18 protein-coding genes and 1 pseudogene are annotated in these 19,972 nt (G+C 41.9%); 12 read left to right on the forward strand and 7 right to left on the reverse strand.

All coding sequences use genetic code 11. From position 1 onward, the window contains the following. Positions 1 to 6: 6 nt before the first annotated feature. Entirely contained in the window at positions 7 to 2,976 is a 2,970-nt protein-coding gene (locus ACOQON_RS16005; protein WP_420576430.1) for a tetratricopeptide repeat protein, read from the reverse strand. Between the two features lie 158 nt (positions 2,977 to 3,134). Between ACOQON_RS16005 and cysS the strand changes: the two genes are divergently transcribed. Next, positions 3,135 to 4,619 (forward strand): cysteine--tRNA ligase, encoded by a 1,485-nt coding sequence (gene cysS / locus ACOQON_RS16010; protein ID WP_420576431.1) that lies wholly within the window; start codon positions 3,135 to 3,137, stop codon positions 4,617 to 4,619. A gap of 188 nt (positions 4,620 to 4,807) precedes the next feature. On the opposite strand, the pseudogene ACOQON_RS16015 reads toward cysS, so the two are convergent. Then, a pseudogene (locus ACOQON_RS16015) lies at positions 4,808 to 5,140 on the reverse strand (RDD family protein); the annotation flags it as partial. 315 nt (positions 5,141 to 5,455) lie between these two features. Between ACOQON_RS16015 and ACOQON_RS16020 the strand changes: the two are divergent. After that, the gene (locus tag ACOQON_RS16020; RefSeq protein ID WP_420576432.1) at positions 5,456 to 5,815 is read left to right on the forward strand and encodes a helix-turn-helix domain-containing protein; all 360 of its coding nucleotides are present in this window, start codon (positions 5,456 to 5,458) and stop codon (positions 5,813 to 5,815) included. 50 nt (positions 5,816 to 5,865) lie between these two features. On the opposite strand, the gene mazG is transcribed toward ACOQON_RS16020, so the two are convergent. After that, on the reverse strand, positions 5,866 to 6,660 hold the full coding sequence (gene mazG, locus ACOQON_RS16025) for a nucleoside triphosphate pyrophosphohydrolase (protein WP_420576433.1): 795 nt from the start codon (positions 6,658 to 6,660) through the stop codon (positions 5,866 to 5,868). Positions 6,661 to 6,844: 184 nt separating this feature from the next. Here mazG and ACOQON_RS16030 point away from each other — a divergent pair, with 184 nt between their 5' ends. The 4 genes from ACOQON_RS16030 to ACOQON_RS16045 all read left to right on the forward strand — a co-directional run bounded on the left by ACOQON_RS16030 (position 6,845) and on the right by ACOQON_RS16045 (position 10,130). Next, entirely contained in the window at positions 6,845 to 7,072 is a 228-nt protein-coding gene (locus tag ACOQON_RS16030; RefSeq protein WP_350216837.1) for a hypothetical protein, read from the forward strand. Between the two features lie 62 nt (positions 7,073 to 7,134). Next, a complete protein-coding gene (glmM, locus tag ACOQON_RS16035; RefSeq protein ID WP_420576434.1) occupies positions 7,135 to 8,517 on the forward strand; it encodes a phosphoglucosamine mutase in 1,383 nt (460 codons plus the stop codon). A 12-nt stretch (positions 8,518 to 8,529) separates the two neighbouring features. Further along, complete coding sequence (locus tag ACOQON_RS16040) at positions 8,530 to 9,675, forward strand: cysteine desulfurase family protein (RefSeq protein ID WP_420576435.1); 1,146 nt, start codon at positions 8,530 to 8,532, stop codon at positions 9,673 to 9,675. After that, positions 9,672 to 10,130 carry a DoxX family protein gene (locus ACOQON_RS16045; RefSeq protein ID WP_420576436.1) on the forward strand — a complete coding sequence of 153 codons (459 nt, stop codon included), beginning with the start codon at positions 9,672 to 9,674 and terminating at the stop codon, positions 10,128 to 10,130. Before ACOQON_RS16040 ends, ACOQON_RS16045 begins: the two co-directional genes overlap by 4 nt. Before the next feature lies 1 nt (position 10,131). Here the strand turns inward: ACOQON_RS16045 and ACOQON_RS16050 are convergent, their stop codons facing one another. Next, on the reverse strand, positions 10,132 to 10,989 hold the full coding sequence (locus tag ACOQON_RS16050) for a hypothetical protein (RefSeq protein WP_420576437.1): 858 nt from the start codon (positions 10,987 to 10,989) through the stop codon (positions 10,132 to 10,134). Between the two features lie 120 nt (positions 10,990 to 11,109). Here ACOQON_RS16050 and ACOQON_RS16055 point away from each other — a divergent pair, with 120 nt between their 5' ends. After that, positions 11,110 to 11,583 (forward strand): hypothetical protein, encoded by a 474-nt coding sequence (locus ACOQON_RS16055; protein WP_420576438.1) that lies wholly within the window; start codon positions 11,110 to 11,112, stop codon positions 11,581 to 11,583. Here the strand turns inward: ACOQON_RS16055 and hemH are convergent. The 3 genes from hemH to ACOQON_RS16070 are packed head-to-tail and all read right to left on the reverse strand — an operon-like array spanning position 11,580 to position 13,848. Continuing rightward, the gene (gene hemH / locus ACOQON_RS16060; RefSeq protein ID WP_420576439.1) at positions 11,580 to 12,593 is read right to left on the reverse strand and encodes a ferrochelatase; all 1,014 of its coding nucleotides are present in this window, start codon (positions 12,591 to 12,593) and stop codon (positions 11,580 to 11,582) included. The two genes, ACOQON_RS16055 and hemH, sit on opposite strands and share 4 nt — an antisense overlap. 4 nt (positions 12,594 to 12,597) lie before the next feature. Beyond that, the gene (locus ACOQON_RS16065) at positions 12,598 to 13,188 is read right to left on the reverse strand and encodes a VTT domain-containing protein (RefSeq protein WP_420576440.1); all 591 of its coding nucleotides are present in this window, start codon (positions 13,186 to 13,188) and stop codon (positions 12,598 to 12,600) included. A gap of 27 nt (positions 13,189 to 13,215) precedes the next feature. Next, positions 13,216 to 13,848 carry a hypothetical protein gene (locus tag ACOQON_RS16070; protein WP_420576441.1) on the reverse strand — a complete coding sequence of 211 codons (633 nt, stop codon included), beginning with the start codon at positions 13,846 to 13,848 and terminating at the stop codon, positions 13,216 to 13,218. Positions 13,849 to 13,937: 89 nt separating this feature from the next. Between ACOQON_RS16070 and recJ the strand changes: the two genes are divergently transcribed. From recJ to ACOQON_RS16095, 5 genes are all read left to right on the forward strand, one after another. Continuing rightward, positions 13,938 to 15,635: a single-stranded-DNA-specific exonuclease RecJ gene (gene recJ / locus ACOQON_RS16075; protein ID WP_420576442.1), complete on the forward strand. Its 1,698-nt coding sequence runs from the start codon at positions 13,938 to 13,940 to the stop codon at positions 15,633 to 15,635. A gap of 14 nt (positions 15,636 to 15,649) precedes the next feature. Beyond that, on the forward strand, positions 15,650 to 16,381 hold the full coding sequence (gene lptB, locus ACOQON_RS16080) for an LPS export ABC transporter ATP-binding protein (RefSeq protein WP_420576443.1): 732 nt from the start codon (positions 15,650 to 15,652) through the stop codon (positions 16,379 to 16,381). 41 nt (positions 16,382 to 16,422) lie between these two features. Continuing rightward, positions 16,423 to 17,916: a GH3 auxin-responsive promoter family protein gene (locus tag ACOQON_RS16085; RefSeq protein ID WP_420576444.1), complete on the forward strand. Its 1,494-nt coding sequence runs from the start codon at positions 16,423 to 16,425 to the stop codon at positions 17,914 to 17,916. A gap of 99 nt (positions 17,917 to 18,015) precedes the next feature. Continuing rightward, positions 18,016 to 18,303, forward strand: coding sequence for a hypothetical protein (locus tag ACOQON_RS16090; protein ID WP_420576445.1), 288 nt, complete (start codon positions 18,016 to 18,018; stop codon positions 18,301 to 18,303). Between the two features lie 55 nt (positions 18,304 to 18,358). Next, on the forward strand, positions 18,359 to 19,945 hold the full coding sequence (locus ACOQON_RS16095) for a SulP family inorganic anion transporter (RefSeq protein ID WP_420576446.1): 1,587 nt from the start codon (positions 18,359 to 18,361) through the stop codon (positions 19,943 to 19,945). Positions 19,946 to 19,972 lie beyond the last annotated feature (27 nt).

A 19,972-nucleotide genomic window follows, 5' to 3' on the forward strand; every position in this document is an offset into this window, starting at 1 on the left:
CAAATTTTAGTCAACACCTGTAATCATGTATCCTCCCCACACTCTTGGATCCGGATACTTAGCCCGTATCTCAAGTTGCGTCTGTTTTAACGAACTTCCAACCTTTTTGGTCTCATTATACTTTTTATAAAAGAGTGTTAATAACTCTTTCGAAATATCTTGATCTGACTTCAATACCCTAACCATCGCATTTCGGGCTCCCGCAACCATAAAAGCTCGTTGCAACCCAAAGAAAGCATCCGCTGTTTCTGCATTGGGTTGCTCAACGATATTTGCAACCACAACGAGGCTCGTTTTGGTCAGGTCCAGATTCATAATTTCATGTGTACTCAGGATGCCGTCATTTTCAGAAATGGTCCTAATGCCTTCCAGATACCTTGAATAAGATTCAGAAGCACCTGTGAGATATATGCCAGACTGGAACACGTGACTGGTCAATGGGCTTCTTGCTCTGATATACTTAAATTGGTCATCCAAAAATCCGTACGTATCAAAATGCAGGACCGTCGGGTTGAAGGCGGACCGAACCCTCAATTCATTTGCATCTGATCCATTATATGATCTCACACTCCATTCTGTTGAGCTAAATGATCCTTCCCCAATCGCAGATGGCCGTTCCAACTTACCTATGTCAGCGGGATCACCTGATTCACTACCTGCATACTCCGGATTGGAAAAAATGTATGCACGAGGGCTGTAAGTAGATGCATTAGCCCGAAAAAGATCGTGCGGACTTGAGAGGTTGGTGACAAAATACTCATCAATCACATAATTCTTTCCTGAAGTTTTAAACACATTGGGATTTATTCCCTGATAAATGCCATCCGAGCCAAGACGTACATAATCCAATTCTTTAACCCATTGATGTATGGGCTCCCATAAAAGATCGAATGCCTGTTTACCATCTCCGCCATCCAAATAACTGATATAATCCGCCAAGTACTGAGAATCCGTCCTTGATTTTTCGCCGATAATCTCATAAGCCGGCTCGGATTTATTGGGTAGAAATATCACTGCCAGGTATTTGGTGAAGTTGGTGAAGCTAAACAAAGTGCTTTGCGATTCACCTATCGACTCAAACTCTCGAATCTTAATCAGCTCTACGATTGCTTCATCTGGCCTTACTTTCTCATGCACGGATTTCCAGTTTTCACGAAACCGCTGTAGTGAACCTTCGAAATTGTCGATCCTGGATATCAAATTATCTTCCAGTCTCTCTATGCGCTCTTCCTCATACCTCAGGTTAATATTAAGCTCTTCCAACTCGTGAATACCCATCTGGAAATAACTGGCCAAAAGTCGTTTGTCCGATTGCCATTGCCTGAACATTTCCTTTAATTCATAATCTTCACTATCCTGAACCTTTTCCAGCACTTTATCAGAGGTGCTGAAAAGGATGCTTTTCGTCTTGACATGAAAATCATAAATGTTCTTTATCAATTCGGGCTTCTGATCCAGCAGACTGATCGCGATGAAATTATACCGATCTATGCTTGTGGTGATACCATCATAAAAGGACTGTCGATCAGCCTCTGACATGATGGGGAAAAGCGTGTGAATTCGATCGATTTGGATCTCAATCGACTCTCTGAAATTTTTCTCTGCATTGACATAGTCTCCAACCGCCAGCGCATGCATACCCATATATTCTAATGCACTCCCATAAGCAGGATGCTTTACGCCCAGCACTTTAGCCCTGATTTTCACAGCCTCCTCGTAGTATTTGGCTGCTTCGTCTTCCCTGTTATTTGCACTGCAGAGTATACCCAGGTTGATTAATGTTGTAGCATAATCCGGGTGATCTTTACCATAAATACGTTCATCTATTTGTAGAACTTCCCGGTAATATTTTTCAGCGAGATAGGTGTTCCCTAGCTTTCGCTCCACTCTGGCAAGGTTATTCAGTGCATTTGCATAATACGGATGGCTATCGCCAAACCTTGTTTTATAAGTAGCCAGCGCAGCATTAAACATATCTCGTGCATCAACAAAGTTTCCTTCCGCTATTGCAAGAGCTCCAAGATTGTTTTTTGCTGTGGCATAAAAAGGGTGATCTGTACCTACATTTTCTTCACATTCTTCAACCACTTCATTAAACATCTCCTTGGCCTTTGCAAACTGCCCGAGTTGATGGTATAGAATACCCAGATCATTTAGTGTTTCTATAATAAGGATATCAGCCTCATCAGGAATTGTTCTTTTCAGTTTTAAGACAGTGAGTAGTGTCTCCTCTGCTTCGTCAAACCTACCCATGCGCTCATAAAAAATGGCCAGGTGCTCCATGGACTCAGCACGTTGAACAGCATAATTTGGTCCAAGTGATTCGTAAATAGTCGTACTCAGGCTGATGAATTTCTCTCCTTCTTCTGGATCTCCAGTAAAAATGAGAATTCGACCCTTGTGCATACAGATTTCAGCAAAATCAGGTGAAAGGTCGTTTCCTGAGGCAACCAGCTGATTGTAGCTTTCATCGTAAATGCTAAGTGCTAAAGTGTAGGAACCAGCCTCCTCATAAACAAAGCCCAACTTGGAGCGAGCAATCCAATATTGTGATCGATCGCCAGGAATCTGATTTAGAATATCCAATGACTTTTGGATGTATTGCCTGGCTAAATCAAACTCAACCTGATCCAGGTAAAGGACACCCATATTCAACAGTGCCTTCGCATAATCTCGCTGATTGGGAATTCCGGCCTCCTCATGATATAAAATGGATAAGTTAAGATATCGCTCAGCCTCAAATGGATCTAATAAACTATAATGGAGATATCCGAGATGATTGTAGACCTTCGCCCGCTGATGATAGGTCATATCATCCTCATAATTTTCAATGATTTTCTTAAAATTATCTGTGGCTTGTTCCCAGTGATTCTTTTCCAGATTCCTTTCGGCCTGGGCAATAAGACCACTTACGTTTTGAGCATAACAAAACGATGCTAATAGCATATAGAATATACAGGCGAATGTGCTTTTCATGGTGGTGAAAAATACCAGCTGCTAAGCTACAACGGATATTAGCAAATGATAAATTTAGAGTTGAACGAAAGGAGGAAATTTTTGGACGTAAAAAGGATTCAGTAACCTTCATGCTAATTTTTCGGTAAATGCCTTTCTTTGCGAGACAAACAAGGCTCATGATCGGTAAACTCAAAGTTTTTAATTCACTTACCCGGCAGAAAGAAGAATTCACCCCTCTACACCCGCCGCATGTGGGTATGTATGTGTGCGGACCGACCGTATATAGTAATGTGCATCTTGGAAATGTTCGAACATTTTTAAGCTTCGATGTAGTGTATCGCTACCTGAAATTCATTGGTTATAAAGTGAGATATGTTCGTAACATCACCGATGTAGGGCACTTATCAGATACCGGAGAAGATAAGATTTCTAAGAAAGCCAAATTAGACCAATTGGAACCCATGGAAATTGTGCAGATGTACGCCAATGATTTTCATGATGTCATGCTAATGTTTAACGCCATTCCACCGGATATTGAACCTTCAGCGATAGGACACCTTATGGAACAGATTGAGATGACCAAAAAGCTGATTGAAAATGGATATGCCTATGAGTCCAATGGCTCAGTCTATTTCGATGTAGAAAAATACCACAACGAATCCGATCATTCCTACGGTAAACTCTCCGGCAGAAAGATTGAAGACCTGATGAGCGAAACACGCGAGTTAGATGGCGGAAGTGATAAGCGAAATCCCTTGGATTTCGCCCTTTGGAAAAAAGCCTCTCCCGAGCACATCATGCGCTGGAAGACCGAATGGAGCGATGGCTTCCCAGGCTGGCATCTGGAGTGCTCGGTGATGAGTACCAAATATTTAGGTGAAGAGTTTGACATCCACGGAGGCGGTATGGACCTGCAATTCCCCCACCATGAATGTGAGATCGCCCAAAATGCGGGTACTCATGGAAAAGGTGGAGCCAGGTACTGGCTGCACACCAACATGCTCACGGTCAACGGCCAGAAGATGAGTAAGTCACTGGGCAACTCGTTTCTCCCGCGAGAACTGATGGCGGGTGATCACAAGCTTCTAAAAAGAGGCTACAGTCCGATGACTGTTCGGTTCTTTATGATGCAATCACACTATGCCAGCACACTGGACTTTTCTAATGATGCACTGGAAGCTGCGCGAAAAGGATATGTGCGTCTTGCCAACGGCATGCGCTTAATGAATGAAATGGAGTGGACCAAAGACGATGGTGGGCTGAATGAGAAGCAAGTTGAGCAGATCAACAAGATGTGCGATAACTGCTACTACGCCATGAACGATGATTTCAATACAGCGCTGACGATTGGGCACCTGTTCAATCTTGTAAAGAAGATCAACTCGCTACACACCGGACAGCTGAAGTATGGTGAGATCGGTGAGGAAACGTTCAAGCGAATGAAAGAAACGTTTCTTGGATTTGCAGAAGATGTGCTAGGCCTGAAGGTAGAAGCCGATGTGGATTACAAAGCGTTGATCAACACCATTCTTGGGGAGTACAAAGACGCCAAGTTCAACCGTGACTTTGAGCGGGTGGATAAGCTACGCGCCGAGCTGAAAGCGGAAGGTATTGTGGTGAAGGATATGAAAGAAAAGATTGAGTGGGCGTTTGAGGAATGATTTACTCATTATCTTAGTCGATCAGTTTGACACAAATAAAAGGAGGAACATATACTGCTCCCCCTTATTAACCACCTAAAATTAAAATAATCTTAGGACAAAACTTTTTCCTGATTTACTACACTTGTTTTGGCAATTTTATCGTGTAATGTTTCATTTCTATCGTTAAAAAAAGCCATTAAAAATCCAATTAACAAGACAGGAGAAATAGTGCATTTAATCAAGTTCCTTATCACCAACTTAACAAAACTTGCATCTTCTCCATCTAAGCTTGAAACCTTTATATTCAGAATTATTTTTCCTATAGATCCATTGGCCAATAAGTCTCCAAGTAAGAAATAGACGAACCATAGAAGTGGATCAAAAAAGTTGAGTCCAAATTCCATTCGGCCAATATTTCCAAAATCATATCTTAAATCAATAAATGGGAAAAAAACCTTAATGAGGTTGGATAACAAAATCAAGAATATTAAGTCCAAGATAAAGGCATAAACCCTTGACTTATTTTTAGCTAACTCCATATTATCTAATTTCAACCCAACAGCGACTTACTCGAGTACTGCATACAAAACAGTATTCAACCTCTATTTCACCATAAATTACCCCTAAATTGTAACCAATAACACCATCTCTACATTCTTCAACGAAATAAGATTGTGCAAACGATAACATAGGTAAGAAAAGCACGAAAAGCGCTATCAGTTTTTTGGAAATTAAGTTACGAAATTTTTTCATCATTATTGTGTTTTCAGTGATATTCAAAAGTCCATCAGTTATATATTAAGAACAATACCATTGATTACTGTTTTATACCAAAAACGACTAACTTAGACCATATGAAAATCAATGAGAAAATTAGAATGCTTAGAGAAGCTCAGAGTATTTCGCAAGAAGGAGTAGCCAATTCTCTAGGTATAAGTCAAAAAAGCTACAGCCGTATCGAAAGCGGAGCTACTTCGTTAAAAGTTTCTCAGCTACAAGAAATAGCCAATATTTTAAAAGTTAATCCAGGAGAATTGTTAGACTCTTCAGGGATTTCAATTAGAATTGAGAAACAACAAACCGAAAATGTCTATGGCCCACAAAACGGAAATATTCAGAACTATTACTCCCCGTTAATCAATGAAAAAATAGAATCATTAGAACGTGAAATTCAAATACTTAAATCAGAGCTTGGCTTGCTAAACAAAAAATGAACTTGTTCTAAGACTTAGATAATCTTCAAATCGAATCAATTTTCAAATCTTCAAATCAATTTAGCCTTCTCCCAATATTCATCCATCTCTTCCAGCGTCATTTCGCCCAGGTTCTTTCCGTCTTTTTTGGATTCTAACTCCAGGTATTGAAAACGCTTAATGAATTTTTTGTTGGTACGTTCCAGTGCTTCCTCTGGGTTTATGTCCACAAAGCGGGCATAGTTGATTAGGGAGAATAGCAAATCACCAAACTCACCGGCCTGCTTTTCTTTGTCGGTCTCTTGCTCGAACTCACCCAGCTCCTCATTCACCTTTTCCCAAACCTGATCCTGGTTGTCCCAGTCGAACCCAACCCCTCTAGCTTTCTCCTGAATGCGCATCGCCTTCACAAGCGCTGGCAATGATTTCGGCACTCCACCCAGTACCGATTGATTGCCTTTTTCCTTTAGCTTGATCTTCTCCCAGTTGGCCTTTACCGTCTCTTCATCTTCGGCATTTACATCGCCATAAATGTGCGGATGTCGGTTGATCAGTTTGTCGCAGACCTGGTTCAGCACATCCGCCACATCAAACGACTTTTTCTCGCTTCCAATCCGTGCATAAAACACCATATGCAACATCAGATCCCCCAGTTCTTTTTTCACTTCCTCCAGATCGTCTTCAATGATCGCATCCGACAGCTCATAGGTTTCTTCGATCGTAAGGTGTCGCAGCGTTTCCATCGTCTGTTTTTTGTCCCATGGACAGTTTTCTCTCAGCTCATCCATGATAGTTAGCAGACGATCAAACGCTTCGAGTTTGGCCTTTCGGTTTGGGTCTGGTGCGGAAAGTGGTTTTTTGGTCATTCTAAATCAGCTATTCATTACATCCCCCTCCCATCACACAAGGCCATCTCACTCCCCCTTCGAAGGGGGAATATTGTCCCCTTGAGGGGACCGTAGGGGTGTGAAGAAGTGAATCATTATTCACATCAACTTGTTCATCAACTACAGCCGCAAATTGGCTAATTTTGTATCAAAATCGGAACGAATGCAGGTAGTATTATTAGGAATCGGAATTTTCGCGTTGTTTTTTGTGGGGTTGTCCATCCGAATCTTGCTAAAAAAAGATGGAGAATTTAAGGGGACTTGTGCTTCTCAGAACCCTTACCTTAATAAAGAAGGTGCGTCCTGTGGATTTTGTGGGAAGACCGTAAAGCCCGGTGAAGATTGTGCAAATCCTGATTCGGAAGTGAATAAGGTACTGGCCAAGTTCTGAATAGAAGGCTTTTTACTTCTACCTACATTTCTATCTTTGCGCACCGCTAAAAATTAATCGCTTTGACCTTAATCAAATCAATATCCGGCCTGCGTGGAACGATAGGTGGAAAAGCCGGAGAAAATTTATCGCCCTTAGATGTTGTCAAGTTTGCCGCAGGTTATGGTACCTGGCTAAAAGAGACAACTAAAAAACCGAAAGTCATCATCGGACGGGACGCACGCCCTTCCGGAACATCTTTTGCACAGCTTGTCGCGAATACACTCATCAATCAAGGAATAGATGTTGTAGATCTCGGCCTCAGCACCACTCCGACTGTGGAAATGGCAGTGATCGCTGAAAAAGCACAAGGTGGAATTATCTTGACAGCAAGTCACAATCCGGCAGGATGGAATGCCCTCAAATTGCTGAATGATCGTGGTGAGTTCATTTCTGCTGAAGAAGGCAAGAAGGTACTGGATTACTCCGAATCAAAAGACATAGAGTTTGCCCAGTCTGGCAAGTTTGGCAAGCTGTCCAACAACGATTTTTACATCGATTATCACATTGAACAGGTCCTGAAGCATCCGTTAGTAGACGTTGAAGCGATCAAATCTGCCGGCTTTAAGGTGGTTGTTGATGCCGTAAACAGTACAGGTGGTGTCTCCATTGTACCTCTCTTAAGACAAATGGGTGTAGAGGTAAAAGAACTTTTCTGTGAGCCTACGGGCAACTTTCCTCACAATCCAGAACCACTTCCTGAAAACCTGCAGCAAATCAGCAGTGAGTTGGAAAATGGCAACTATGATCTGGGGGTAGTTGTAGATCCCGATGTAGATCGCCTGGCACTGATGTGTGAAAATGGAGAGCCATTTGGCGAAGAATATACGCTAGTAGCTGTCGCTGATTATGTGCTTTCTCAGAAGAAAGGAAATACGGTTTCCAACCTATCGTCTACCCGCGCACTGAGAGACATCACAGAAAAGCATGGATGCGAATACAATGCATCAGCCGTTGGTGAGGTACATGTGGTAGCTAAAATGAAAGAAACCAATGCGGTGATCGGTGGCGAAGGAAACGGCGGTGTGATCGTACCGGATTTGCACTACGGACGAGATGCATTAGCTGGAGTTGCCTTATTCCTGACACACCTGGCCAAATTTGGAAAGAGTGCTTCCATGCTTCGAGCGAAGTACCCAAACTATTTTATTTCCAAAAACAAAATTGAGCTGACACCTGAAATAAATGTAGACGGTGTGCTTGAGGCAATCAAAGAGAAATACAAAGGTCAGCCGATCAATACCATTGATGGAGTGAAGATCGAATTTGACAAAGAGTGGGTTCAGCTAAGAAAGTCGAATACTGAGCCGATTATTCGTATTTTTGCAGAGTCTGAGAGTCAGAATACGGCTGAACATTTAGCTAAAAAACTGATCATGGACATCAAGGAAGTGATTTCCAGTTAAACTCTACTTGGTATGAAGGTTTATTTTGATAATGCTGCCACCACGGCAATCGACCTGGATGTATTTGAGGCTATGAAGCCATACATGCTCGAACACTTTGGTAACCCATCTTCTATTCATTCCCACGGAAGACAAGTGCGCACGGCCATCGAGCGATCAAGAAAAAAAGTAGCTGACCTACTTCATGCTGCGCCTGCTGAAGTCTTCTTCACCTCCGGCGGAACAGAGGCAGACAATACAGCTCTTCGATGCACGGTGCAGGATAAAGGCATCAAACATGTCATCTCTAGCAAGATTGAGCATCATGCGGTTTTACACACGGTGGAGCAACTTGAAAAAGATGGCATCAAGGTTAGCTATGTCAATTTGGATGGTCATGGGCGTGTAGATTATGACCATTTGGAATCCCTTCTGAAAAGTCATCCCAATACCCTCGTTTCACTCATGCATGCCAATAACGAAATTGGAAACCTGCTCGACTTAGAAAAAGTAGGTAACATGTGTGAAGAATATGGTGCGGTTTTTCACTCTGATACCGTTCAAAGCATGGCTCACTATGAGCATGATATGTCTAAGTTAAAACTAGACTTTGCAGTAGGATCTGCACACAAGTTTCATGGACCTAAGGGCGTTGGATTTCTTTACATCAACCATAAAAATAAAATTCATCCGTTCATCCATGGTGGAGCGCAGGAGCGAAACATGCGAGGTGGAACAGAAAATGTTTACGGAATCGTAGGACTAGCGAAGGCCATGGAAATTGCCTATTCAGACATGGCAAATCACCGTAAACACATCGAACGGTTGAAATTACATATGATTGAAAGGTTGAAAGCGTCCATCGATGGAATCGCTTTCAATGGTGTCTCTGATGATCTGGATAATAGTCTTTACACCGTTCTGAATGTGTGTCTCCCTCCCAATGATGATAATGACATGCTGCTCTTCAATCTGGACATTGCAGGCATCTCCGCATCAGGGGGAAGTGCATGCAGCAGCGGGTCAAGTATTGGGTCACATGTCTTGGCGGAGCTAAATAGGGATCAAAATCGGGGAGCCATTCGCTTTTCTTTTAGCAAATACAATACATTAGAGGAAGTGGATTATGCGGTTGAGAAGCTTGCGGAGCTTTATCAGCCCGAGACGACCTCTGCATGAACGTTAAACCCATATTTCATCAGTTTCAGGCCAAAGACCTGATTCACATTATTCCAAGATTGATTGTAGCCATCATTCTGGCGCAAACACTTCCATTCAAGTTTAGTGGTGCGGAGGAAAGTGTCTGGATTTTTAATCAGATTGGATGGGAACCGTGGGGACGTTATCTCATCGCCAGCATTGAAACTGTTTCAACTATACTGTTGCTAACTAACTATTACATTTTTGGAGCGATCATTTCGCTAAGCATCATTAGCGCAGCAAACTTTCTTCACTTCACCAAGCTGGGCTTCATTGTCAATGATGATGGTGGATTACTTTTCATCCTCAGTATTATCGTTATTTTCTGCTCGCTTTGGATTGTCCTCCATTGGAACATGCAAAGGGTAGAATCCAAGGCTGCCAACTTTGAGTTTGATTGGGGAGATGATGAAGATGGGTTATTTGATGATTAACTCAATCCTCGTATTCGAAAATTACTTCACTCTTTAAATCCTCCTTTATTCTGGTAATTCGAGGACCTTTATTTCCATCAATATGGTATTCGAGGACATAGGCGTCTCCGGAAAAAAAGTCTAGTCCTACGGGAGACCAGCCATCTTCCGGTCGGTAGAATGTTTCATGGCTTCCGTCCTCATTGATTTTAGCAATTCTTCTACCTGCCGTCTCGGCCACATACATGAAATTGTCACATCCTTTGGTGATGCCCAGAAGGACATCATTATGCTTGTCGACCGGTCGGTGATCCAGTTTTGTGATTAGGTTCGAAGCAATAACCTTACAGTTTCCCTCCTGATCCATTTTGATGATGCTTCCTCCGTTGGTCGCCTTATCTGTGGCATAGATCATCTCGTCCGGATCCGCGTAGATGGATTGGTTCCATTCCAGGTAATGATCATTGAACTTCCTCTTCTTTCCATCTTTAATCTGCCAGATGTGATGACTGGCACTGAAATAGATCGCACCCTTTGAATAGGTGCAATTACCTCCGAAAAAATCACGATGATCCCAGGACCGATGTAGTGTATCAATTCCATTTTTGGAAATCCTGACCATCGTATGATCGCCCTCACCATGTGCTGTGTAAATATTACCCTCATCATCAATGGCCATATTATGAGCGTGGAAATCACTGAGCAACAACTCCAATTTTCCGGTATTATGTAGCTTCCAAACAGACCCTCTACCTTCATGCATGATATCGGCGAAATAAATATTTCGATCCTTGTCCACCACAATCCCATAAGAAGGGTGAGCCGAAAGAGAATGAATAATAAAAACGGAAATGAGAAGAACTAGTAAGAACTTTTTCATTCATTCTATTACGGGGAAAAATCAATAGCGGTTTTAAAAGGGATATGACTTCATGTTGTCAATTATTTATAACCCAATAAAAGGTTTGGAAAGAATGACAATAAGATACACTATTGCCACATGAAAAACATTTGGCTCCTAGCATTTACTCTTTTCAGTTGTCAATCTTCCAATAGCAGTGAAACATCAGAGGTTGTCGTCTTCAGTCTTCATGATGAGGAAGGAATTCAGTCAGTCCATGATTTGAAGTTGGATGATAAGTATGCGAACCTATTGGACCCAAGAGTTAGCACCGAAGAGCAGCTTCCCGAAGTAGTGGATTCATGGAGTAAGTTTCACCAACAAATTGGGAATAAGTTGAAAGAAAAAGGATTTGAATGGGGAAGTGAGAAGCCAGTAAAACTCGTGAACAAAATATATTTTAACTCCAATTCCGAGGTTGAGTTTTATGCTTTCCGTATTATGAATGATCTTCCAAAAGAAAAGATCGAATCATTTAATCGACATATTCAAGAAATTCTACCGACTGTCAATATGGATCTAGTGCGAACAGGTCAATTTGCGCAATGTGGAAAGGTGGAATATCAGAACTAGGATGCCACTAAGTTTTTCAAACACTCCACCCATTTATCCTCTTTATTCAGGCTGGGAACCAAGTCCCAGACCTCACCTCCAGCTTCAATGAATTCTTCGTGATATTCCTGCCCTACTTCAATGGTGGTCTCCAGACAATCAGAAACAAAGGCCGGTGAGAACGCCAATACCTTCTTTTTACCGTTCCTAGCAAGTTCTTTAAGGACGTCTTCGGTGTATGGCTTTACCCACGGGTCTTTGCCTAAGCGTGACTGAAAACATACCGTATAATCCGTTTCTTTAATTCCAAGCTTAGCCGTAACCAAACGCGTTGTTTCAAAACATTGCGCCCGATAGCAGTAGCGGTTATGTTCGTTCAACGTATCGCAGCATTTACCTAACTGGCAATAATCTCCATACGATCCCTTACGAATTTGTCTTTCAGGGAGCCCATGATAGCTAAACACAAAATGATCATATTGTTGCTTTGCCATGAGTCCTTTGCCCTGATCGGCAATCGTTTCAATGAAGAGCTCCTCTTCTATGAATTGAGAAGTAAACTTGATGTCAGGTATGATCTGCCATTGCTTAGTGATCTCCATCACCTTGTCAATGATAGAACCTGTAGTTGCAGAAGCATATTGGGGAAAAAGTGGAATCACATGCAAGGTGGCTACCTCCTCTTTCTGAAACTCTCTTAGCACTGATTCGATAGAGGGGCTTTGATAGCGCATCGCAAACTTAACAGAATATTGCTCAGTGAGCTTCTTGCTTAAGTGCTCCGTGATGTCTTCCGTATAGTATTTCAAAGGAGACCCTCGATCATCAAATAATTTTCGGTATTCCCTGGCAGATTTAGGTGCACGAAAGGGAGCGATGATTCCCTGCACTAATAAAAAACGAGGAAAAGCTGGGATGTCAATCACTCGCTTATCCATCAAAAACTCCTTCAGGTATTTTCTTACATCAGAAACTTTGGTGGAATCCGGTGTACCCAGATTTACGAGTAAAACCCCTTTCTTTTTAGTCATAGAATTAGAAAATGTTGGCTTCCCAAATCACGATTCCATAAGCTAAAAATCGGAGGAACCGAAAAAGGGAAAACCACAAATATTTTTTGAATGAATAATGCACTGACCCGACCAGCATTGCAATTCCGGAGAAAGGCAATGGTGTAAGTGATGCTACTATCACCAAAAAACCACCATAATTATTTAAATGTTTTTCAAACTTCCCAAAGACACGAATCTTCATGATTCGATAAAAGCGCGTGTTCTTCAAATATGCTCCTATGCCAAAACCAATGATTCCTGCCACATATGAGATTGCCGATAGTGCAATGATGTTGTTGATATAATTGGAAAGTATCTCACTCCTCAGAGACCAGATCATGAAAAACTCTGGCGGGATGATACCAAATATCACTTCAGAAGCGAGAAAGATGAAATAAACCACCGTAGGTCGATCGTAAACCGGCCCGAGCACTGCCTCCAGCGTGAAATCATAGTTTTTACGTGCATAAATAAACGCAATAACTATGACAGCTAACCATAAAAACCCTCTGAGAAGATTTCTCAATAGAAATTTTCTTCGATCAGGTAATTCTTTTTGGGTTCTTCGGATCATGCTTGAAGCTAAACTGGAAATGCGAAATTATTGTTCCTCCGGCTTAGTTTCCACATCCTTTTTCGGTTTTGTTTTTTTAAAAGACACCTTCCAGAAAGGATCCTCCAGTTCGGTGTACCTTCCATAAAACTGGGTCAGCATGATTTTAACCGCATAATTGAGGCGGTTCTGTGCATCCTGAAAATAATCATTTCGATTCTTTGGGTGATAAATGAAAAATTTGATGATCGGAAAGACACAGGTGCGAAAATCCCCCAAGACTTTTTTTACATCTGCTTTTTCTTTCTGCAACGCTTTCATGGCTTTGCCACTACAGTCACCAACTCCTTTAATGAGTGGAACATAAACATTATTAACCTCACCCCCTTTTTCTTCCAGCTCAGCACATGTTTCTTCGCAAAAAGCCTGAAGAATCCGTAAGGAGGGAATACTCATACTCGCCTCGGTGAAGACATCCGGCTGCCATAGGATTTCACGAAAGGTGAAGATGGAAGGTAATAGTTCCGTATCGTAAGTCTCATCGTCTTTTAACGCCAACATGGTCTCCGTAGAAATGGCATCCACGCTCACATCCCCTGCACAAAGCGAGTAAGACCACCCTTCTTCCTTGGTGTTTACCATCTTCAGAAAATTCCATATTTCGTTTAGCGCGATTTTCATCACCTATAATTAGCGATCCCAAAATAAACATTCGGTATCACATACGATAATTTCACACATTTTGATCATCGTTTTTATAACTTCATCCCGTGGAAAAAAGATGGATATATAAACAAGAGCCAAATAAAGAAATAGTTGATAAACTCAGTCAGCAACTTAATATCAATGAGTACCTGGGAAAAATTCTCGTGCAACGTGGTATTGACACCTTCGATCTTGCCAAAGATTTTTTCAGGCCTTCTCTTTCCAGACTCCATGACCCTTTTCTGATGTTGAATATGGACCGGGCTGTCAACCGGCTAACGGAGGCGGTTTTTAACAAGGAGAAGATTCTTATTTACGGTGATTACGATGTGGACGGCACCACATCCGTCAGTTTGATGTATTTATTTCTCAAACAGTTTACTGACAATCTCGAATTCTACATCCCAGACCGCTACTCCGAGGGATATGGCATTTCTAAAAAAGGAATTGACCATGCCATTGAAAATGAAGTCCGACTCATCATCGCCCTTGATTGTGGTGTCAGGGCGATTGACCGAGCACAACAGGCCAAAGATGCAGGCATTGACCTAATCATCTGCGACCACCACTTACCGGGAGATGACCTTCCGGATGCTTATGCTTTACTTGACCCTAAGCAACTAAATTGTAAATATCCTTTCAAAGAATTATCCGGTTGCGGGGTAGGGTTTAAGCTGCTGGAAGGCTTTTGTCAGCAAAACACGATCGAAAAAGAAAAGCTTTTTGATTTTCTGGATTTGGTGGCTGTCAGTATTGCAAGTGATATTGTTCCCATAGTAGATGAAAACCGTATTCTCGCTTTTTACGGCCTCAAGAAACTCAATCAGGCACCATCTGCAGGTTTAAAATCGCTCATTGAAATCAGTGGTAAGAAAAATGAGTTTTCTGTTTCTGATGTGGTGTTTTCCATTGGTCCGCGAATCAATGCTGCCGGTCGTCTGACACACGCCAAAGAATCCGTGAACTTGCTTATTGGAGATGCAGAGGAGACTGGTGCATTTGCCGATAACCTCAACGATCGAAACAAAGAACGGAGAGAGTTTGATCAAACAATTACTAGTGAAGCGTTGGAAATGATTGCTTCGTTTGAAGAAGAAAGAAAATCGACAGTCCTTTTTAAAGGAGACTGGCATAAAGGGGTCATTGGGATCGTTGCTTCCAGATGTATCGAACACTACCACCGGCCTACCATTATTCTCACCGAATCAAAAGGCATGGCAACTGGCTCTGCACGGTCGGTAGATGGTTTTGATGTTCATCAGGCGATATCCGAGTGTGCAGATCTACTAGAACAATTTGGTGGTCATACCCATGCGGCCGGGCTTACGTTACCGCTAAATAATGTGGAAAAATTCATTGATCGTTTTGAACAAGTGGTGAGTGAGCGCATTTTACCTGAACAGCTAATTCCTAAGGTGGAGATTGACACAGAAATCCCACTTTCATATATCAATTTCAAGACGTATAATGTAATGAGCCAGATGGCTCCTTTTGGCCCTCAGAATATGTCTCCCATCTTTGGCACAAAAAATGTAATTGTGGACACCACTCCAAAGGTGATCAAAGACAAGCACATCAAAGGCTTTTTGCATGCTCAAAACAGCACAAAGCTTTTTGAGTTTATTGGATTTGGAATGGCGGACAAATTGGAACAAATAAAAACAGGTGTTCCTTTCCATATAGCCTATCATCTGGAGGAAAATAATTACATGGGCAACAAGTCACTCATCCTGAATCTGAAGGATGTAAGATTTGATGCATAAATTGCACCTCTTTTATGGAATTACGCGCAGAACATCTGATTAAAAAATACAAAAAGAAGAAGGTCGTTAATGACATCTCCGTATCGGTAAATACCGGAGAGATTGTTGGACTTCTCGGGCCGAATGGAGCCGGGAAAACCACCTCTTTCTACATGATCGTAGGCTTGATCAAACCGAATGAAGGTCATATTTTTCTGGATAAAGATGATATCACTGACCTGCCGATGTATCAGCGGGCAAAGCTTGGCATTGGATACCTTGCTCAGGAAGCTTCTGTCTTCAGAAACCTAAGCGTAGAAGATAATATTCTGGCGGTGCTGGAAATGACCAAAAAGAGTAAGCAGGAGCAGAAAGAAAAGTGTGAAAGCCTGCTGGAAGAATTTAGTCTGACGCATGTGCGAAAAAACCTTGGAAAGGTTCTTTCAGGTGGGGAAAGACGAAGAACAGAAATTGCCCGAGCACTTGCCGTAGACCCCAATTTTGTCCTGCTAGATGAGCCCTTTGCCGGTGTAGATCCTATCGCGGTGGAGGAAATCCAAACCATTGTGGCCCAACTCAAAAACAAAAACATTGGTATTTTGATTACAGATCATAATGTGAATGAAACACTTTCCATTACCGATCGAGCTTATTTGATGTTTGAAGGAAGGCTGCTAAAAGCCGGAACGGCAGAGGAGCTGGCGAACGATGAGCAGGTTAGGAAAGTTTATCTTGGTAAGCACTTTGAGCTAAAACGGAAGATTTAACACAGCGAATGGAACTCTTTAACTCCATATTATCATGGGTCATGAAAAAGCGCATTCACCAGATTGAGCTTTTTATGAAATACCCACATGAAGTTCAAAACGAGCTTCTGGAGGATTTGGTGAAGAAAGCCAACAAAACGGAATATGGGAAAGAGTATGGTTTTGGCACAATCGAAAACTATGAGCATTTCAAAAACAAAGTGCCAATTGTTAATTATGAAGAGCTCTTTCCATACATAGAGCGGCTGATGAAGGGAGAGCAAAATGTGCTTTGGCCTTCAGAAATACGTTGGTTTGCGAAATCTTCCGGTACCACCAATGCCCGGAGTAAATTCATACCGGTATCTCAAGAAGCACTCGATGACTGTCATTACAAAGGAGGTAAAGACCTTCTCAGCATCTACTTCAATAATTATCCGGAAGCGAAGATGTTTGCCGGAAAGGGACTGGTGATCGGGGGCAGTCATCAAATCAATCAATTCGATGAAAATTCAAACTCCTATTATGGAGATGTCTCTGCAGTACTTTTAAAAAACCTTCCCTGGTGGGCACAAATGGTTCGTACACCTAGTCTGGATATCGCACTGATGGATGAGTGGGAAGAAAAAATTGATAAGATGGTGGATATCACCTCCACAGAGAATGTGACCAATATTTCCGGAGTACCGACCTGGATGATTGTGCTGATAGAAAAGATGTTGGAGCGAAATAATGCTAGCAACATCCTGGAAATCTGGCCCAATCTGGAAGTGTTTTTTCATGGGGCCGTTTCTTTTACTCCTTACGAAGACCTGTTCAAGAAGCTGATCCCCTCTCCGAAGATGCGATATATGGAAACGTACAACGCCTCGGAAGGATTTTTTGGCATTCAGGATCAGACCGATAGCAAGGACATGCTTCTGATGCTTGACTATGGCATTTTCTATGAATTTGTGCCTTTTAGTGAATTGGATAGTGACAACCCTAAAACACTAACACTGGATGAGGTTGAGGTTGGAAAAAACTACGCGATTATCATCACAACCAATGCTGGTTTGTGGAGATATAGAATTGGAGACACAGTAACCTTCACCAGCATCGACCCTTTCAGAATCAAGATTTCCGGCCGTACTAAGCACTTCATCAATGCTTTTGGTGAAGAATTGATCATCGATAATGCAGAGGTAGCTATCGCAGAAGCATGCAAAAAAACCAATGCAACTATTGACAATTTCACAGCAGGTCCTTTGTATCTGGATGAGGGCAAAAAAGGAGGTCATGAGTGGGTCATCGAATTTTCTAAGGATCCGGAAGATCTGGAGCGTTTTTCAAAGTTGCTTGACGAGAAACTACGGGAGATCAACTCTGACTATGATGCCAAACGCTATAAAGATATTGCATTGCGTGAGCCAATTATTCATGTTGTCCCTCAGGGCACCTTCTACGAATGGATGAAATCCAGAGGAAAACTGGGCGGTCAGCATAAAGTCCCGAGACTGGCCAATAACAGGGAATATCTTGATCAGTTGATCAACTTTAAGTCCCACTCATCATAATATTTTCGCTATCCTAACCACCAAGTCAACTACTTCTGTAGCTTTGCGTAAGAATTTGGGCTACCAGAAATGCAAAAAAATTGGTAGTTTAATCTGATCATGAGAAACACTCTCGCTATACAAATCCTTGCAACTGCACTATGCTTCACAATGCTTGCCGAAATCCCTATTATGGTCTTTGGTGATGAAATAACCATTGAAGTAGACACAGAAAAAGAGCAAGAGGAAAATAACGAGACAGAAAAAGAAAAAACCACAGGTCATCAATACGACCTGAATGAACACGAAGGACTTGCAGCCAAGCTGAAGTATGCTGCTGTAAACCAGGATAACAACTGGAAATCCCCTTCCATTGATTTACACACCCCTCCTCCGGAGCAGGCTTAAGACCTCCGCTCAACCAATTTTTTAGACTTTTACTCATCGACAAACCGTAAATCAAATGGACTCGAACAAAACCAGTATATTCAATAATTTTAAAGCCGATTTATCCGCCAGTGTGGTGGTGTTCTTGGTAGCCGTACCGCTTTGTCTGGGTATAGCACTTGCGTCAGGAGCTCCACTCATGTCCGGTGTTATTGCCGGTATAATTGGAGGAATCGTTGTAGGTCTCATCAGTGGTTCCTCATTAGGTGTGAGTGGACCGGCAGCAGGTCTTGCCATTATTGTGCTGACTGCCATTCAGGAGCTCGAAAGTTTTCCCATATTCCTTGCAGCTGTAGTAATCAGTGGGATCATTCAAATTCTACTGGGAATTGGCAAAGCAGGAATTATAGGTTATTACTTTCCTTCATCAGTGATCAAAGGAATGCTTTCTGCTATTGGTATTATCATTTTCCTTAAACAAATACCTCATGCGGTAGGATATGATGCTGACCCGGAAGGAGACCTTGAATTTATTCAGCCAGACGGGGAAAACACATTCTCAGAGCTGATCACCATGATGGATTATGTTCAGGAAGGAGCATTAATCATATTCGTTATTTCCATGGTCATTCTGATCTTATGGGAGCGTCCTTTCATGAAGCAAATAAAGATTTTTCAGGTAATTCAGGGCCCTTTGGTGGTAGTGACAGCCGGGATTGTAATCAACCAGCTTTTCTCTGGTTCTAGTTTATACATTGATGAGACTCACATGGTAAGCCTTCCGGTTGCCGGAACATTCACTGAGTTCATCAACCAGTTTACCTTTTTTGATCCTTCGGCTATGCTTAGAAAAGATGTACTCATCCTGGGTGGTACAATTGCCGTAGTAGGCTCTTTGGAAACACTTCTATGTGTGGAAGCAACAGACAAGTTAGATCCTGCAAAGCGAATCACTCCAACCAATCGTGAGTTGATAGCCCAGGGATCTGGAAACATTTTGTCCGGTATGATTGGCGGACTCCCGATCACTCAGGTAATTGTTAGAAGTTCTGCCAATATCCAATCAGGAGGTAAGAGTAAATTATCTGCCATTATGCACGGTGTTTTGCTGCTGGTATCAGTTATCTTAATACCTAATGTTCTAAACTTAATTCCACTCTCCAGTTTAGCAGCGATTCTGATCGTTGTTGGTTACAAACTGGCAAAACCATCTCTTTTCAAAAAAATGTATGCCTCAGGTCGTGATGAGTTCATACCATTCATGGTAACAATCGTGGGTATTATTTTCACTGATCTATTGATTGGTATTTTGCTGGGTCTGGCCGTTGGTTTCTTCCAGATTCTCTATAATAATTTCAAAAAACCTTATGTCGTTACTGCTCAAGAGGAAAATGGTAGAAAAAAATTGCGATTGGAGCTTTCAGAAAATCTCACATTTTTGAATAAAGCAAGCATAATAGAAACCGTTTCCCATCTTCCAGATGACTCTGAAATTACCATTGATGCTTCCAGGTCTCATTTCATTCATCCGGACATCATGGAGATTTTTGAGGATTTTAAACTCAATGCAGAATATCGAAATATTCAATTAGAGTTCATCGGGCTTGACAAAGTGCATACCAACCAGTTGGAAGAGCTGAAAAAAGCAGCCAAAGATATGTAACGAAAAAGGCCTTCATTTCTGAAGGCC

The sequence above is a fragment of the Ekhidna sp. genome (assembly GCF_965221965.1).
GTDB lineage: Bacteria > Bacteroidota > Bacteroidia > Cytophagales > Cyclobacteriaceae > Ekhidna.

What these genes read in the sequence shown, in the direction of transcription:
- ACOQON_RS16055 (WP_420576438.1), top strand. Translation starts at nt 11,110, where the DNA reads ATGAAAAACATTTGGCTCCTAGCATTTACTCTTTTCAGTTGTCAATCT.
- ACOQON_RS16005 (WP_420576430.1), bottom strand. Translation starts at nt 2,976, where the DNA reads ATGAAAAGCACATTCGCCTGTATATTCTATATGCTATTAGCATCGTTT.
- ACOQON_RS16040 (WP_420576435.1), top strand. Translation starts at nt 8,530, where the DNA reads ATGAAGGTTTATTTTGATAATGCTGCCACCACGGCAATCGACCTGGAT.
- ACOQON_RS16065 (WP_420576440.1), bottom strand. Translation starts at nt 13,188, where the DNA reads ATGATCCGAAGAACCCAAAAAGAATTACCTGATCGAAGAAAATTTCTA.
- lptB (WP_420576443.1), top strand. Translation starts at nt 15,650, where the DNA reads ATGGAATTACGCGCAGAACATCTGATTAAAAAATACAAAAAGAAGAAG.
- ACOQON_RS16030 (WP_350216837.1), top strand. Translation starts at nt 6,845, where the DNA reads ATGCAGGTAGTATTATTAGGAATCGGAATTTTCGCGTTGTTTTTTGTG.
- ACOQON_RS16085 (WP_420576444.1), top strand. Translation starts at nt 16,423, where the DNA reads ATGAAAAAGCGCATTCACCAGATTGAGCTTTTTATGAAATACCCACAT.
- ACOQON_RS16020 (WP_420576432.1), top strand. Translation starts at nt 5,456, where the DNA reads ATGAAAATCAATGAGAAAATTAGAATGCTTAGAGAAGCTCAGAGTATT.
- ACOQON_RS16050 (WP_420576437.1), bottom strand. Translation starts at nt 10,989, where the DNA reads ATGAAAAAGTTCTTACTAGTTCTTCTCATTTCCGTTTTTATTATTCAT.
- mazG (WP_420576433.1), bottom strand. Translation starts at nt 6,660, where the DNA reads ATGACCAAAAAACCACTTTCCGCACCAGACCCAAACCGAAAGGCCAAA.
- hemH (WP_420576439.1), bottom strand. Translation starts at nt 12,593, where the DNA reads ATGACTAAAAAGAAAGGGGTTTTACTCGTAAATCTGGGTACACCGGAT.
- ACOQON_RS16070 (WP_420576441.1), bottom strand. Translation starts at nt 13,848, where the DNA reads ATGAAAATCGCGCTAAACGAAATATGGAATTTTCTGAAGATGGTAAAC.
- ACOQON_RS16095 (WP_420576446.1), top strand. Translation starts at nt 18,359, where the DNA reads ATGGACTCGAACAAAACCAGTATATTCAATAATTTTAAAGCCGATTTA.
- ACOQON_RS16045 (WP_420576436.1), top strand. Translation starts at nt 9,672, where the DNA reads ATGAACGTTAAACCCATATTTCATCAGTTTCAGGCCAAAGACCTGATT.
- ACOQON_RS16090 (WP_420576445.1), top strand. Translation starts at nt 18,016, where the DNA reads ATGAGAAACACTCTCGCTATACAAATCCTTGCAACTGCACTATGCTTC.
- cysS (WP_420576431.1), top strand. Translation starts at nt 3,135, where the DNA reads ATGATCGGTAAACTCAAAGTTTTTAATTCACTTACCCGGCAGAAAGAA.